We start from the raw sequence: 16,105 nt of genomic DNA on the forward strand, positions 1-16,105 counted from the left end.
CATATGAAAAAAACGATGATTGGCTTGGCAATTATGGCAACGTGCGCATTTACCACGGGTACTTATGCTAAAGACGCCCACAAAAAAAAACCAACAACACAAACAGATACACAAGAAGTTGTAATCAATGGTGTCAAATTTGAAGTGTCCGAAAGCTATCAATTCTTTAACTGGAAGAACGTACCAGCGAATTTAACTTATGAAAAATTAGCTTTGGAAAGCTTCACCAACCCAGATGGAGTGACCCATTACTACCAAATTGTTTACCTTCCTGAGGGCAACCTCAATTGGTATCAAGCCGCATACTTAGCCGATGACGCAGAAGGCTATCTCGCCTCAATCACCTCCGAAGAAGAAAATACATTTATTTTTGAATTGATAAATAATGATAAGTATTTTTGGCGCTTTCCTACCTATGTAGAAGGAAAGCACAAACATAATCATCATGAAATTATGATTGGTCCATACCTTGGAGGTTATCAACCAGAAGGTTCAACTGAACCGGCAGGAGGTTGGCGTTGGCTAAGCGGAGAAACATTCGCTTATAACAACTGGGCAGTTAATCTAGATGATGGTGTCATTGATAAAGATCCTCGGCCAAATGATCAACCGAATGACTCTGGCGATAGTCAACGGGTCATGGGCTTTGGAGAAATGAACGTTCCGGTACCAACGTGGGGAGATTATATGGATGATGTTGGCACCTATGGTAGAGAACGCCTACCGGGCAGAAGTTATGCATTTATCATTGAATACAATTCTGACCCTAAATAATTAAAGGTAACATTGGGGCAGGCAGAATAAATGGCCGGCCCCAAAACGTGTATTTTACTGAATCAACGCTGTACTACAGCACTAAAATAGATACATTATAGGTAACAGCTATGACTAAGCCTTTCAGCTTAATGACAAAACCCACCGGTTTCCACTGCAATATGGACTGCGATTATTGCTTCTATTTATAAAAAGAAGGTATTAACAAAGTATGACAGCGAAAATCTTGGTCGTCGATGACAAAATTAACGTTCAAAAATTACTGTCTGAAGTGCTCACATGTAAAGGTTTTGAGGTTCAATGTGTCTCTAATGGCAGGGATGCCTTGTTAGCTCTTTCATCTTCTTCACCTGACTTGATCCTGCTTGATATTATGATGCCTCAAATGGATGGTTACGACTTTATCACCAAGTTACGCATGACTAGCAATCTCCCCGTCATCATGATCACAGCGAAACAAAATGAACAAGATATAGTGAAGGGTTTTGAATTAGGTGCTGATGACTATATTTGTAAACCATTTAGCATGAATGAGTTGATTGTTCGTATTCAAGCCGTACTAAAACGTACATCCAATTATTTTACGACAGATCCCATACTTCGAGTCGCTAACTTATCGTTGAACTCAACGACTCACGAAGTTTGGGTCGGAGAAAACTTCCTTGAGTTAACGTTAGCAGAAACAAAGCTACTATCAGTACTAATGCATTCAGCTGAGCACACCGTAAATAAACAAGAAATCAGCCGTCAGCTTATTGAACAAGGATACAGTGGATCTGAAAGTACACTTAAAATTCATATCCGTAATCTACGCAACAAGCTTGACCCGTTACTCAATGGAAATGTTGAAATTGAGTCAGTGTTTGGAGTGGGTTATAGATTGAAGGCCTTACCAATATGAGACTATCTATACGTTATAAATTAATGGGAACCTATCTCCTCATTAGCGTGATCACCGCTCTCACCATTTACCTGCTAACGTATTACACGTCTGAGCAACGTGTAGCAAAACTAACGCTAGAATATCAGGTAACAGAGATGGTAAGAGAGATCCGCCGTTGGTACGCAACAGAGGAAAGCTGGGATGGTTTTGAGATCTATTTCAAAGCACTGCATCCGCCAAAGAACACCAATCACAACCAAGATAACGTCCGGACTCAGCCAACCAAAAAAGCAGGAATTGTAACCGCTCAAGGTACAGCCTTACTCGAATACAAATCCTTCCAAATAGGTGACGTTATACCTCAAGCTTTTCTGGCACGAGCACAAGCTGTAAAATACAACGGTGATATCATTGCATGGGTGATTCCCCCCGAAGCAACAGGTATCAACCTGAATTCTCAGCTACAGGTATTTCTAGATAATATCTTGGACGTATTACTGATCTCTATCGCTATAAGTATCGTTGTGTCTCTCGTTATGGGAGGTATTATCGCAAACTTTGCTCTTCGTCCGATAGATTCTCTCATCAACGCAAGTTCAGCCATTGCCTCGGGAAATCTAAATCAAAAAGTAAATTCATATCCTAATGATGAAATTGGTGATCTTGCTGATTCCTTTAATCAAATGAGTAACGAATTAGCCATTTCGGACCAGCGTAGAAAACAGCTCACAGCTGATATCACCCATGATTTAGGGACACCTGTACAGGTCATATCTGGTTACATTGAGATGGCTCAAGATGGGGCGATGGCCCTAAATCCAGGGCGTTTGAACACCATTACCTCTGAACTAGATCATATTCAACGACTGGTTAAAGACTTGAGTACGTTGGCTCAATCAGACGCCAAAGCCCTTTCATTTTATCCAGAAATGAGTTCCATCACAGAGCTTGTAGATAAAGTGGTTCAAGCTCACCAAGTGAGCTGTAAAGACAAAGGAATACACTTGATCGCATCATGCCAAGATCCATTGCCTAACATCGAGATAGACCCAGAACGAATGACACAAGTGTTGGGGAATCTAATTAATAACGCTACTCGTTATGTAAGCACCGGAGGTCAAATTGAAGTTCTTGCTTATACTGAGCAAACAGAGCTCGTGATTGAAGTAATAGATACAGGGTGCGGTATCTCAAACGAGAGCTTACCTTTTATTTTTGACCGATTTTATAGAGCAAATGCGTCGAGAAGTAGTAAATCAGGAAAAATGGGGCTGGGTCTAAGTATTTGTAAAGCACTCATTGAAATGCATCAGGGTAAGATTCGAGTTGAAAGTGATGGCCAATCATACAGTCGATTTATTATCCGACTTCCTCGTTAAATTAAGGCTTCTTTACATACTTTTACTCGAACTGACTTCTCCCCCGCCCTCATCGGGCGAGGGTTTCAAAAACGGTAAAGGTGAGCCAATTACCCAAAAGGTACCGTCTTCATTTAAGGTCAATAGCGGACATCTTGCCAAATCAGGCGCAATATAGCTCATTTCTGGACATTTCCAATGCATTCACTTTATGCAGCATAACTGACAAGCTATGCTGACACCCTATTCTCCCTCTGAAACATGTAACCTCCATTTTATATCAGAATAATCGATTATTCCGATGAGAGTAAATTTTTGTAAAGCCCCCCTTTCTAAACCAAAACTAAACTGGTAACACTCCTTCCCGCTATAGAATTGAAACCGAATTTACTAAGTAGAAGAGATGGAGGGACCATGATTAATGTAAGAAACTGTTTAACCACCGTAGGGCTAGTTGCTCTGTTTTCGGCAGGGGCTGTACAAGCATCTTCTGAGGGCACAACAAGCCAAGAAAAAGCAACTCAGACTGTTACGATAAACTCGGTGGACTTCAAGGTTGCCGATTACTATGACTTCTTTACTTGGGAAACCCTTCCAAGTGACGTGCTTTATAAAAAAGAACCTCTCCAAACCTTTACCAATACCAATGGAGATAAACATTACTACCACGTTGTTTATCTTCCTAACGGAAACCTGAACTGGTTTCAGGCCGCCAAGTTAGCCGAAGAAGCGGGTGGTTACCTAGCCTCCATTACATCTGAAGCTGAAAATGATTTTCTATTTAACCTAATCGACGATCCTAAATACTTCTTCCAGTTCCCTAAACATGTCGAAGGCTCGGGCCGAGCTAACCACTATGAGATCATGATTGGTCCTATGCTGGGTGGTTATCAACCCGAAGATGCTACCATCCCGGGTGCAGACTGGCACTGGCTTAGTGGTGAAGAATGGGGCTATACCAACTGGGCCCAAAACCTCGATGATGGTGTAATCGATAAAGATCCTCGTAATAACACCCAGCCAAATGATTCCGGCAAAGAGAAAAGTCAGCGAATCCTTGGTTTCGGCGAGTTAAACCAGCCTGTACCGACATGGGGCGATTACTCTGATGATGCCGGTACCTACGGCCGAAGAGGCCCGGGCCGATATGCATTTATCATCGAATACAACAACAAACCAGAATAAACACGGAATATAATTATAGCGGGTTGTCATTACCCGCTATCAGTAATGTAATACAAGAAAATTAAAGTGTTATTAAACGACGAACTCCCCTGATAGCAGGCGCTATTGGCTTAGCTCTGTTTGGCACAGGCTGATAAGCGAGGGAAATTCTGGTGTAGATAAATCTACAGGAAAATCCTACGGTTTTATTATTGAATATAACCAAAACCCAAAAAGTTCCTAGCAACAGGCAGTCAAAAACTCACTGGCCTACACTTATGATGAGACATAAAAAGGAGTTGATATGCACCAACCGTTTTAGCGGTTACAGGCATTTCTTTAGATTCAAACTCACATAACATCGACACAAAGTATCGCCTTGCTTTGTCTTTTGAAATGGTGATTGAGCGAGGCTCGCTTGCCAGTTCTCGCGACCAACGAATATCGAGTGGTTGCTTTGACGTGGCAATGAACAATTGACCGTTTTTGTATCGAAATGCTGCTTTAGTCAGCCGAATAGATTGCTTGTCATGCTTTGATTTGAATGTTGGGTACTTGGCGCGTTTATCCCAAAAGTTTTTAAATGCGTCTTGTTGGTCGCGCAAAGCTTGCTGAAAGATAACACTCGACACTTCTTTGAGCCATTCAAATTCTTGCTTTAGAGGGACTATTCATTCTGATATAAAGTAAACCTATGAGTAGCCCCCACAGAGTGGAGCTGACGCCCAAAATACTAATTCCTAAAAACGTTATAAGAAAGGTAAATAGAGCGGGCTCTCTGTAGTTTTCGTCTTTGAAAGCGGTATGTAAACACATTAACAATGTCCCCAGTAACGCAAATGCCGCTAAAATTTGTGTGATCTCCTGTGGTAGAGATAAGAAAATGGTTACAACCGTTGTAGCAAATATTCCAGCAATAATATAAAACAACCCCGCCCATAGTACAGACCGATAACGTTGTGTTTTGTCTGAATCAACTTCCTGTGTCATGCATATTGCTGCTGAAATAGCAGCAAGATTGACGCTAAAGCCACCGAAAGGAGCGAACAGTATATTAGTTAACCCCGTGCCTAATAGTAGTGGTTTAACAGGGGGGCGGTATTGGTAGCTTTTCATCATCGCGATACCAGGTAAATTCTGTGAAAGCATAGTAATCAGATATAACGGAACGGAAATATTGATTACCGCTGAGAGTTCAAAATTAGGTGTTATCCATATGGGTTCAGCTACCGACAGTTCTGCTGTCGCCAAGTCAGAATTACCAACAGGGACAGCACACATAACACCAATAATTAGTAGAACGAGCATCACATATTTGGGAATATATTTTTTTGCCAACAAAAAACCTGAGAACATAAACAGAAAGATCATTGGTGTATTAGTAATAGTTTCAAACCCCTTGAGGCAAATAGGAAGCAAAATAGCCCCCAACATAGCCGTCCCAAGCTGAGGAGGAATTCGTTCCAGCATTTTGCTAAGAGGGGTAATTAACCCCGTCAAAAATATGAGCAGTCCTGTCATAACGAATGCACCTATGACCACATTGAGTTCATATTGATCTACTGAACTTACCAACATCGCCGCACCGGGAGTTGACCACGCTGTCAATATCGGCATTTTGTAAAACCATGAGTAAACAACCGAGGTGATCCCCATGGATATACCTAAAGCAAGAAGCCAGCTTTCGATTTGTACTGGTGAAGCACCAGCAGCGGTTGCTGCTTGGATGATAATCACTACAGAACTCGTATAACCAACTAATACTGCTGTAAATCCCGCAGTGAGGTGACTTAAATTGAACCGCTTTTTCATCCTTTGTTTTTCCTAACTCTGTGGTAATATTTACTGTGCGTAATAGCGCACAAACCCAAAGATACCACTGTGCGTTATAACGCACAACAAGATGCTACATTATGAAAAATTCAATATTTAAAACTGAAATAGCTAATCGTTTAAAATCAGTGAGGAAGAGAAAGGGACTTAGTTTGGATGCCACATCTAAGTTAACCGGTGTTTCTAAAGCCATGTTAGGACAAATAGAAAGAGAAGAATCCAGCCCGACTATTTCTACTTTGTGGAAAATTGCTAGTGGACTAGGTACATCCTTTTCTGGTTTTTTTGCAAGTGATCCCGTCCTGTGCTCTGGTGAACGGGCTTTTCCCGATGATTCAAGAATGAAAGTAAAGACTCTGTTTCCATATATGACAGACTCTGGGATGGAAATGTTTGAAATCACTTTAACGGGTCATCATCAACAGATGTCATCTCCACATGGTGCAGGAGTTATAGAGCATGTTGTTGTTACCGTTGGGCAATTAAACGTCTTTTTTGACAATAAATGGCACCATTTGAATTCAGGTAACAGTATTCGCTTTTACAGTGATCAACCACATGGGTATCATGCAATTACGGAAATAACCACTTTTCAGAACATTATTTGTTACCCAAGGTGACTCAGCCATTATTTTTACAGCACATACTTATTCAATCTTAAGTCCTTATAGTGGCTACCTCAAAAAAGACATAGTGTTAGCAAATTGGTCGTGCATTTGGTGTTCACAACCAAATATCGACGTAAGTTACTCACTGGAGTTATGATCGAGCAATTAAGAAAGGTTTTTGGCTCTGCTTATAAAAAATTAAAATGTGAATTGATCGAGATGGATGGTGGACAAGACCATGTCCATTTATTGATAGCCTACTCACCAAAGCTATCGGTTAGCATCATGGTGAACAACCTTAAATCTATTTCATCAAGAATGCTGAGGCGACAACATACGCACCTTACAAGGCAAAGTAAAAGTGCGGCCTTATGGTCTCGTTCGTACTTTGCGTGTACGGCTGGCGGGGCGACAATTGAGAAATTAAAGGCTTATGTAGAAAGTCAGGGGACACCAAATTAACGCTCTTTGAGCTTTACGCCTTATATCCCCGCCCTAAGAACGAGCAAGGGTTTACGGCGAAATTGCTAAGTCAAACTATCGAAACTACCACTGCCTTGATTTTCTTCAAATATTTATCATAGACACTGCCAAATTATCTGCATTAATAGTGAGTTGGTTCACACCTAACAATTGATGCAGAAACTTATTAATAATTACACAGGTCATAACAAACAAGTTACAAAACACTGTCTTAGCCAATTTATGATAAGGTACAATAAGTTGACAATTAACTCACTTCGTCGCTAATGAGCTACCACTGGCTAACATAGGAAAAAATAAGATCATCATGGAAAGTTTAGATTATATAATGGACTTAGGTTCACCAGTGCTAATGCCCATTACATTCATCATTCTAGGTCTTATCGTCAGAATTCCGTTTAAAGATGCGTTTAAATCGGGACTCATGGTTGGAATTGGCTTTATCGGGCTATCTATAACGGTAGAGTTCATGATTGAGTCATTGACGCCCATTACCATAATAATCGTCGAAAAATTCAACTTATCATTAACCGTACTCGATATCGGTTGGCCTGCAGCGGCAGCTATTGCGATGGGTACAAAAATCGGTATATTCATTGTCCCATTGTGTATTTTTATTAATATAATCATGCTCTATACCAGAACGACTCGAGTACTGAATGTCGACATATGGAATTTATGGCATCATGCTGTCACAGGTTCATTAGTCGCGTTTATGTCGAGTTCATTTAGTTTAGGTTTATTTGCCGCAGCGATTAATTGTATTTTAACCATGATTATTGCCGATCGAACCGCAAAAGATGTATCGGAAACACTTGGGTTAGCTAATATCTCTATTCCTCACGGTTTCGCTGTATCATTTGTTCCTATCGCTTGGTTGGTAAACTACGTTTTCGATCGAACACCAATTATTAGCGGCATTAAAATTAATATTTATACACTCCAAGGAAAATTTTCAGTACTAAACGACCCTGGTACATTAGGCGCAATTATTGGGGCTTTATTAGCCGTATCAGCAGGAGCAGATATAAAAACCATATTGAATACGGCGATGACGATGGCAGCAGTCATGTTGATTATTCCTCGAATGGCGAAAATCTTAATGGAAGGTGTGTACCCCATTTCCAAACAAATACAAACACTAGTCCAAACAAGGCTTACGTACTTTAACAGTATAACGATTGGCCTGGATGCAGCAGTTTCTGTTGGTCATCCTGTTACTTTGACGATTTCACTATTTATGATCCCTGTAATTTTATTTCTTGCAGCAATAGTTCCTGGCAATCAATTCCTGCCCTTTGCCAGTTTAACTGGGTTACCTTTTGCTTTTGTATTAGTGACGGCAGTGTGTCGTGGTGATGTATTCAGAACACTTATTACTGCCATTATTACACTGACGACTTCATTGTATTTTGCTACAAATTTAGCCCCTTTAATGACCAGCGTAGCCAGAAGTAATTACTTCACTATTCCTGACAATGCCACATCAATAAGCTCCATTGATTATGCTGGTGCATTATTACCTTGGGGGATTGTACGTATGTTCGAATCGAACATAATCGCTATTTTAGCAGTAACACTAGGAACGTTGACTCTGATGTATATAAACTACCGATTATTACAAAAAGAAGACGTTGACTATAAAGAGTAAAAATAGAGGATCGCCAAATATTGAAGACCAATAAGAAAGAAAAATTACGGTCGAGGTAAATACTCAGAAATCATAGCGCTATCATTAGATTCCAAATCTGAAAACGCTTTAGTTAACTGTTCGTTGGCAAATTTCAAGGCAGCGACTTCAGCTCTGAGTCGAGCATTATCTTTTGCTATAGCGGATAAACGAGGAAAAGCAGACAAAATAGCATCGACAGTAAATACCCTAACATTATGTCCATTAATAATGGTTTCTTGAAACGCTAGCTTACCACTGTCCATAGCATTATAAACTGCTCTACGAGAAATTCCCGTAATTTCAATAACATCATTAATTCGTAGTGGAGTATCTACCATAATTATTAAGTATTTAAATGTCGTTTAGGTCGAATAATCTTATTATATCACTTGAGACTTAGGGTTAAAATGGCTATTTAAACCCTAAGAGGTAAGACAAATGGATACGATTTATTTGGTTACATAACTTTTTTCTAATCCCAATGCAAATTTTTCCAACTCATTTTTATACAACTCCACATTCATCATCGATGGTTTAACGGTGTTGTCATCATCAATTATCACAAATTTACTAACTATCTCCGCTCTATCGATATTTGGAAAAATAAGCCACGAAGATTGAATAGCTGCACCAAGCGCCGCCGCTTCTTCATTTTTTAATGTGACGACTTCGGTATCAAAAATATCAGCAACAATTTGCCTCCATTCTTTTGAATTAGCACCGCCACCAATTACTCTGATTTGATTAAATTCTACACCCGAGTTTAATAAAATATCCGCACCTAACTTTAATACATACGTTATTCCTTCGACAGTGGCTCGAATCAAGTTGTTAGTAGTAAAATTGTCTGAAGTCAGTCCCGAAATGGAGGCTTGAGCTTTAGGTAACGATGGAACACGTTCACCATTAAAAAAAGGATAAACATTAATACCTGATGCGCCAATAGTAGTATTAGATAATGCGCTCGAAAAATCCGAAATATCTTGGTTCAAACAATTCAACACAGACGTAGTCGCAGACGTGACATTCATCGTACAAATCAATGGAAGCCATCCATCAGTACTCGAACAAAAGTTGGCAATAGACGGTGATTTGAAGTTTATATAGTCTGATGAATGTGTATAAATTGTCCCTGAAGTGCCAAGTGATAAAGTAACGATACCATTTTCAATATTACCGGTACCAATGGCCCCCATCATATTATCTCCTCCTCCAACAGAAACGACTACATTGTCAGAGAACCCAAAGAGATCACAAATTTGTGATTTCACTAAACCAATCGGATCAAATGGCGCCACTACTTTTGGCAATTTATCCTTTAAAAAACCAGATTCATCTATTTTATTACATGCATATTCTGACCACTGTCTTGTGTCAATATTAAATAACCCCGTGCCTGAGGCGTCACCATATTCGCAACAATGATTACCCGTTAACCAATAGTTTATATAATCATGAGGCAGCAATATTTTTCTAATTTTTTTATAATGTTCAGGTTCATGTACTTTTAACCACAATATTTTTGAAACCGTATAGCCTGGCTCAATAGATAACCCTAAATGCTGGAACGCGCCTTCTGCGCCGCCAATAGAGGTTATAAACTGGTCGTTCTCCGCGACGGTTTCCGTATCACACCATAATTTAGCTTTTCTTATTACTTTGTCATTTTCGTCTAAAACAACCAATCCGTGTTGTTGGCCGGATACACCGATAGATTGTATTTTCTGGGGATCAATGTTCGCTTTTTCTATAACATCGGTGATAGATTGTTTTATCGCAGCGATCCATATCGAAGGATCTTGCTCTCGAGCACCAGACTCATTGGTATACATAGTGTGTGGTGAAGAGGAAGACGCTAGGACAAGCCCATTCATTGCATCAATAATAATGGCTTTACTGCTTTGAGTTCCACAATCAATTCCTAAAGAATAACGCATACAAAACCTATAAATTTTTTTTATGATATCTCACACAACTCTACTGCATGAGATATCTTATTTTATTTTTGTCGTTGATTACTCGGCACTATTTGTACCTAGTTTTAATCGTTTGGCTATTGACGAGGACTTTGTTCTGTAGGATACATCACTACCTCAACCGCATTAGTAACACTTTCTGGTGTTGCTTGGTTTTGAAGATAATTATGGATGACATTAATGGCTTCCGAACCAATATATTCGAAATCCTGAACTACCGTAACGTTCATTTTACCTTCATCGACTAAGTTTTTGCCTTCACTCGAACCATCAAATCCGATAATTTTGAAGTTAGATAAATCGAACCTAGGATCATTTTCAATCGCATTAATTACACCAATAGCCATCACATCATTTTCACAATAAACGGCATATTTCGCCTCTGGATCTAAAGCACTCAAACGAGACTCCAAAGCCGATTGTGCACCATCTTGAGAGAACGAGCCAGTCAGTTCAATATAAGTATCCCCTGATTGAGTTAACGTATTCCAAGCTTTGTCGACACTGTCTGATTTTAGATAATCATTAAATCCTTTGTAACGAGAAATGTGTGCCGTATGCCCATCAAGTCCCTTCATGTGAATAATGCCGCCAAGTTGCGATGGATCGACACCTGATTTTTTAACTAACCATTGGGCTGCAAATTTACCACCATCTTCATTATCCGTTGCTATTTCACTTAATAAGTCAACATCTTGCACTGTAGTATCAACGGTCACGACTTGAATACCACGGTTCACAGCTTCACTTAATACAAACGAGGTTGCATCTTCATTTAGAGGATTGATAATGATAGCTTTCGCTCCACTAGCAATCGCATCCTCAACTTGACTTGGTTGGCGTGAAGCGTTGTTTCCTCCATCATATACTCTGACGTTGTATCCAAGTTCTTCACCTCTATTCACTGCACTTTTCTCTAGAACACTAAAAAATTCATTTGATCGGTTACTAATTAATACACTAATCGTATCATTAGCCATCACATTACTTCCTGTAACAGCTAACATTGCGCCGACAGTAACGATTGTATTTTTTATAATATTCATATGATTACCTATTTATTTTTTTGTTGATCAATGATGACTGCAATTAATATAACGATCCCTTTTACAATCTCTTGATAAAAGGAGGAAACACCTATTAAATTCAATCCATTATTCAAGACTCCAATAATAAGAACGCCAATAAAGGTTCCAATTATTCGGCCTCTCCCACCTGTCATACTTGTGCCACCAATAACAACTGCTGCAATTGCATCTAGTTCCATACCAACACCAACGTTAGGGTACATAGAGTTGTATCTAGATAGATGTAAAATAGCTGCAATAGAAGTCAAAAAGCCACACAATGCATAACAATAAATTTTAATTTTATTCGTCGGTATCGTTGATAAACGAGCCGCTTCTTCGTTCCCACCAGTCGCGTAGACGTGTCTGCCAAATACCGTTTTATGTAACAATACATACAACGCTAAAAGTGTGGTCACTAATACAATGACAAAAATAGGAATAGGACCAACTTGACCGTGGTTTAACCAAGCCATAAATTCAGACGTTTTAGATATATTTCGTACCGGGAGGCCATCCGAGATAACCAGTGTGATACCTCGGTAAACCGCCATCGTAACTAACGTGGCAATAAAAGGTTGAAGTTTATATTTGGATACTAATACGCCATTGATAATCCCTAACCCTATACCAAATATTAATCCAACAGGAAGAGCTACATAAATAGGAATATTAAAGGTAACTAACGCTGAACCAATAAAGAAACCAATTAATGGTAAAATAGAACCAACAGATAAGTCTATTGCTCCTAATAAAATAACAAAAGTCATACCAAAGGCAATAAGACCATTAATACTACTCTGCTTAAATATATTTTGGACATTATATAAAGATAAAAAATTCTGGTTTATTATAGTAAAACAAACCACTAACAAACTTAATATAATAAAAAGACCATATTTATCATAAATTTCTGAAAAATTCAGTTTGTATGATTTTCTTTCTTTGATATCGTTTTTAAAATTCATTTTATTTTCCTGTAAAAGCAAGCTTTAACACTTTCTCTTCCGTTACTTCATTTTTATATAAGGTATCTTCTATCTTTCCATTTCTCATCACAGCAATACGATCACTTATACCAATAATTTCATACAAATCACTTGATACAATAATAATGGCATTCCCTGCTTCTTTTAGACTATTTATTATTTGGTATATTTCTTTTTTTGACCCAATATCCACACCGCGAGTTGGCTCATCAAGTATCAATATTTTTGGAGAGGTTTCTAGCCATTTAGCCAGTACCACTTTTTGTTGATTCCCTCCACTTAATTTAGAAACTGATTGGATTCCTGATTCACATTTAACGTTTAATTCAGATATTTTTTTATTCGCGGCCTCATTTAATTTTCTATCTTCAATAATGCCATTAGTCTTATATTTTTTTAAACTGGGTAATGCAATGTTATCTCTAATGCTGTCATGTAATATTAATCCTTGATTTTTTCTATCTTCGGTAACAAAAGCTATACCATGTTTTACTGCATCAATTGGGGTATTAATGTTAACTTTGTTTTCTTCGATGAAAATCTCACCACTATCATAAGGGACACTACCAAACAAACTGTGCATTAACTCCGATCGACCCGCGCCCATTAATCCACTAAAACCAAGGGCTTCACCTCTTTTTAGAGTGAAGTTTATATCAGAGAAAGTATCTTTAAGACAAAGATCATTCACTCGTAAAATTTCTTCTCCTGGAGTCGATTCTTTATTTGAAAAAATTTCTGTCAATGATTTTCCAATCATCATAGTAATGAGTTTATCTTCTGTGCATTGCTTAGTTTCTACGGTACCAATATAGACGCCATCTCTGATTACTGATATTTCATCTGAAATTTCAAATATCTCATTCATACGATGTGAAACATAAATAAAGCTAACGCCTTGACTATTTAACTCTTTTATAACGTCAAATAAACTAGATATTTCTTTATTTGACAATGCTGCTGTTGGCTCATCTAAAATAATAACGTTGGCATGAAATAAAAGCGACTTAGCTATTTCAACCATTTGTTGATTTCCTACAGTAAGATCTTTCATTTTTGTATCTGGAGAAATTTTCAACTTCAACTTATCAAAAACTTTTATTACCTTACTTCTCATTGCATCATAATCTAAAAAACCATACTTTTTCTTTATTTCAGATCCTAAGAACATACTTTCAACAACAGTTAGTGTATCAACAACATTTAATTCTTGATGAACATATGCAATTCCACATTCCATACTTTCTCTGATGTTATTTATATCAACGACAGAACCATCAATAACAACTTCACCTTCATCTTGCTTATGGACACCACCCAATACTTTAATGATTGTTGATTTTCCAGCACCATTCTCTCCCATTAAAGCGTGTATGGTTCCCGATTTAATAGTTAGCGAAACTGACTTCAAAACATTAACTGATCCAAATGATTTTGAAATATTATTTAATTGAACCTTCATTCTATGCCTAATATTTATATTTAAACTAACCATTATTTTAATAAAACAACGGTATTTCTATGCATATAATATACACATCAACTTATGCTCTTATTTAAGCACCATTCGGTGTGCATAACTACACATTGATATGTGAATTAACGTTTTGATCACAAATTTTCAATAAATGTGATGTGAGTGCTTTTTGATAGGACAACCAAATGCTAATAACTGAATAGGTAAACAGAAAAGAAGAATACGACGCAATTGACTATGGCTAGGTCAAAGAAAACCAATTGGACTTACTATCTGGATAAGATTGTTATTAAAGTAAAGGTGTTTCGCATCATCTATGTCGTGTTTTCGATAAATGGTGCAATAAACCGTTTGTTTCGGGCCGATGAGTACCCTAGCCGATCTAGGATTCAGTAAGTAGCTGATTTAAGGTTTCTAGGTTTTTCATTTTTTATGCGCTTTTATGCTAATTTTTGCGCCGCTTTGCTGTTCAACCACCAGTTTTACGTTCTATGAGACAGCGGTTTCCCATTCTGTAAGTAGTTGCATGATACGATGCGAATCTCCCCATGTTGTGCATGGACTTTCTAGTTCTTTGTACCCCTTCTCTACCGCGTCACGAATGTTACGAACCTGGTAGAAAAAAGCATCGCCTTCTGCAAAAACTGAAACCGTACGTTTTGAGTCTTCGTAGATTTCGACACTGAATTGGTTTTCTTGCGTCGGTAACCACGGATTGGAATCTAGAGTAATACAACCTTTGCTACCAAGAATTGTAAATTGGTGCTTTAGACCATGGTCCTCTGCTGTGTGCACATTTGCCGTCTGTTGTTCACCAAATTGCATTAACAGGCTCGATTCGTGGATATTACCATCTTCCCCTCGACGGCCAATAGCGGCAATTGTGCGATCTTCTAACGCTTGCTCACCGAGCATCGCTTTCACTACAAGATTCAGAAGTGACATTGGGTAACAGCCTAGGTTGTATAATGCGCCTTTACTATCTGGGTTGACGAACTGAGCAATCGACGCAATGTATGAAGTATGAATCGAACGCAACTCGCCAATTTCTCCTAATTTTAGTACCGAAACCAACTCTCTAACCAACGGGTGGTGCAAATACATCAAACCTTCTGCAAAGAACACCCCGTGCGATTCAACAGCTTTTAGTGCCAATTCGGTTTTTTCCATATCAACAGAGAGCGACTTCTCACACAGAATGGCTTTACCCTTCTCTGCCGCTTTAATTATTAAATCATGATGAAGATGGTTTGGGAGTGCAATGTAAATGATTTCAACCTGCTCATCCTCAATTAAAGTACTATAATCAGTGAAGGTCTTTTCGATACTATATTGCTCGGAAAACGTTTTTAAGTTTTGTTTAGACCGCCCAGCAACGGCATAGAGTTCACTCTTATCATCACTTTTGATCGCTTCTGCCATGACGCCAGAAATAAAGCTGGTTCCTAAAATTCCCCACTTCATGATTTCGCCTCCTGTTGAGCTTGGGTTTCAAAGGTTTGAACCAATTCTGCCATTTCAGTCGCGATGAATAATTGGGTGTGAGACATTGTAAAATGGGCTTCGATTGCGGTACGGTCCTTGTATCGCTCCCACAAAATGACTCGTTGTGGTTCTTTCGCATCGTAAGTGGCAACGGCTTGTAAACAACCTGTTTCACTTTGCATATCAAGGCAGAATTGCTCAATAGCTTGAATGACTTGCTCTCTCGGCTTACCTGAATTCATTTTAAGTTCGGCTGTGACAAAAATAGTCTGGCTCATGATAGATCTCTTTCTTCATACTTAATCATGCAAACCAATATAATTAACCTCTATTGAT

Annotated in this window: 15 protein-coding genes and 2 pseudogenes; 8 read left to right on the forward strand and 9 right to left on the reverse strand. The window is 38.6% G+C overall.

Going from position 1 to position 16,105, the window contains the following annotated elements; all coding sequences use genetic code 11:
- The first annotated feature begins 3 nt into the window (after positions 1-3).
- The 5 genes and pseudogenes from ACLKML_RS03730 to ACLKML_RS03750 all read left to right on the forward strand — a co-directional run bounded on the left by ACLKML_RS03730 (position 4) and on the right by ACLKML_RS03750 (position 4,200).
- Entirely contained in the window at positions 4-774 is a 771-nt protein-coding gene (locus ACLKML_RS03730) for a hypothetical protein (RefSeq protein WP_413282409.1), read from the forward strand.
- 211 nt (positions 775-985) lie between these two features.
- Positions 986-1,675 carry a response regulator transcription factor gene (locus ACLKML_RS03735; protein WP_413282410.1) on the forward strand — a complete coding sequence of 230 codons (690 nt, stop codon included), beginning with the start codon at positions 986-988 and terminating at the stop codon, positions 1,673-1,675.
- The gene (locus ACLKML_RS03740; protein ID WP_413282411.1) at positions 1,672-3,036 is read left to right on the forward strand and encodes a sensor histidine kinase; all 1,365 of its coding nucleotides are present in this window, start codon (positions 1,672-1,674) and stop codon (positions 3,034-3,036) included. The genes ACLKML_RS03735 and ACLKML_RS03740 overlap by 4 nt, the downstream gene beginning before the upstream one ends.
- Before the next feature lie 64 nt (positions 3,037-3,100).
- Positions 3,101-3,190: pseudogene (locus ACLKML_RS03745) on the forward strand (LysR family transcriptional regulator); the annotation flags it as partial.
- Positions 3,191-3,429: 239 nt separating this feature from the next.
- Complete coding sequence (locus ACLKML_RS03750; RefSeq protein ID WP_413282412.1) at positions 3,430-4,200, forward strand: hypothetical protein; 771 nt, start codon at positions 3,430-3,432, stop codon at positions 4,198-4,200.
- 233 nt (positions 4,201-4,433) lie between these two features.
- Here the strand turns inward: ACLKML_RS03750 and ACLKML_RS03755 are convergent, their stop codons facing one another.
- Together ACLKML_RS03755 and ACLKML_RS03760 are read right to left on the reverse strand one after the other, a co-directional pair.
- Positions 4,434-4,811 (reverse strand): hypothetical protein, encoded by a 378-nt coding sequence (locus ACLKML_RS03755; protein WP_413282413.1) that lies wholly within the window; start codon positions 4,809-4,811, stop codon positions 4,434-4,436.
- Positions 4,812-4,824: 13 nt separating this feature from the next.
- Positions 4,825-5,991 (reverse strand): benzoate/H(+) symporter BenE family transporter, encoded by a 1,167-nt coding sequence (locus tag ACLKML_RS03760; protein WP_413282414.1) that lies wholly within the window; start codon positions 5,989-5,991, stop codon positions 4,825-4,827.
- A gap of 101 nt (positions 5,992-6,092) precedes the next feature.
- Here ACLKML_RS03760 and ACLKML_RS03765 point away from each other — a divergent pair, with 101 nt between their 5' ends.
- The 3 genes and pseudogenes from ACLKML_RS03765 to ACLKML_RS03775 all read left to right on the forward strand — a co-directional run bounded on the left by ACLKML_RS03765 (position 6,093) and on the right by ACLKML_RS03775 (position 8,754).
- Positions 6,093-6,632, forward strand: coding sequence for a helix-turn-helix domain-containing protein (locus tag ACLKML_RS03765; protein ID WP_413282415.1), 540 nt, complete (start codon positions 6,093-6,095; stop codon positions 6,630-6,632).
- Between the two features lie 60 nt (positions 6,633-6,692).
- Positions 6,693-7,082, forward strand: a pseudogene (gene tnpA / locus ACLKML_RS03770) (IS200/IS605 family transposase); the annotation flags it as partial.
- A gap of 328 nt (positions 7,083-7,410) precedes the next feature.
- On the forward strand, positions 7,411-8,754 hold the full coding sequence (locus ACLKML_RS03775) for a PTS galactitol transporter subunit IIC (protein WP_413282416.1): 1,344 nt from the start codon (positions 7,411-7,413) through the stop codon (positions 8,752-8,754).
- Between the two features lie 44 nt (positions 8,755-8,798).
- On the opposite strand, the gene ACLKML_RS03780 is transcribed toward ACLKML_RS03775, so the two are convergent.
- The 7 genes from ACLKML_RS03780 to ACLKML_RS03810 form a co-directional block, all read right to left on the reverse strand.
- Positions 8,799-9,113, reverse strand: a complete 315-nt coding sequence (locus ACLKML_RS03780) for a hypothetical protein (RefSeq protein WP_413282417.1) — start codon at positions 9,111-9,113, stop codon at positions 8,799-8,801.
- Between the two features lie 111 nt (positions 9,114-9,224).
- Entirely contained in the window at positions 9,225-10,712 is a 1,488-nt protein-coding gene (gene xylB / locus ACLKML_RS03785; protein ID WP_413282418.1) for a xylulokinase, read from the reverse strand.
- Positions 10,713-10,828: 116 nt separating this feature from the next.
- Positions 10,829-11,797: a sugar ABC transporter substrate-binding protein gene (locus ACLKML_RS03790; RefSeq protein ID WP_413282419.1), complete on the reverse strand. Its 969-nt coding sequence runs from the start codon at positions 11,795-11,797 to the stop codon at positions 10,829-10,831.
- Positions 11,798-11,805: 8 nt separating this feature from the next.
- On the reverse strand, positions 11,806-12,786 hold the full coding sequence (locus ACLKML_RS03795; RefSeq protein WP_413282420.1) for an ABC transporter permease: 981 nt from the start codon (positions 12,784-12,786) through the stop codon (positions 11,806-11,808).
- Position 12,787: 1 nt separating this feature from the next.
- A complete protein-coding gene (locus ACLKML_RS03800; RefSeq protein ID WP_413282421.1) occupies positions 12,788-14,269 on the reverse strand; it encodes a sugar ABC transporter ATP-binding protein in 1,482 nt (493 codons plus the stop codon).
- A 504-nt stretch (positions 14,270-14,773) separates the two neighbouring features.
- Positions 14,774-15,748, reverse strand: a complete 975-nt coding sequence (locus ACLKML_RS03805; RefSeq protein ID WP_413282422.1) for a Gfo/Idh/MocA family protein — start codon at positions 15,746-15,748, stop codon at positions 14,774-14,776.
- Positions 15,745-16,047, reverse strand: a complete 303-nt coding sequence (locus ACLKML_RS03810; protein ID WP_413282423.1) for a putative quinol monooxygenase — start codon at positions 16,045-16,047, stop codon at positions 15,745-15,747. Before ACLKML_RS03810 ends, ACLKML_RS03805 begins: the two co-directional genes overlap by 4 nt.
- Between the last annotated feature and the right edge of the window lie 58 nt (positions 16,048-16,105).

It is taken from the genome of Vibrio sp. MA40-2, assembly GCF_047302445.1.
Classification (GTDB): Bacteria; Pseudomonadota; Gammaproteobacteria; order Enterobacterales; family Vibrionaceae; genus Vibrio.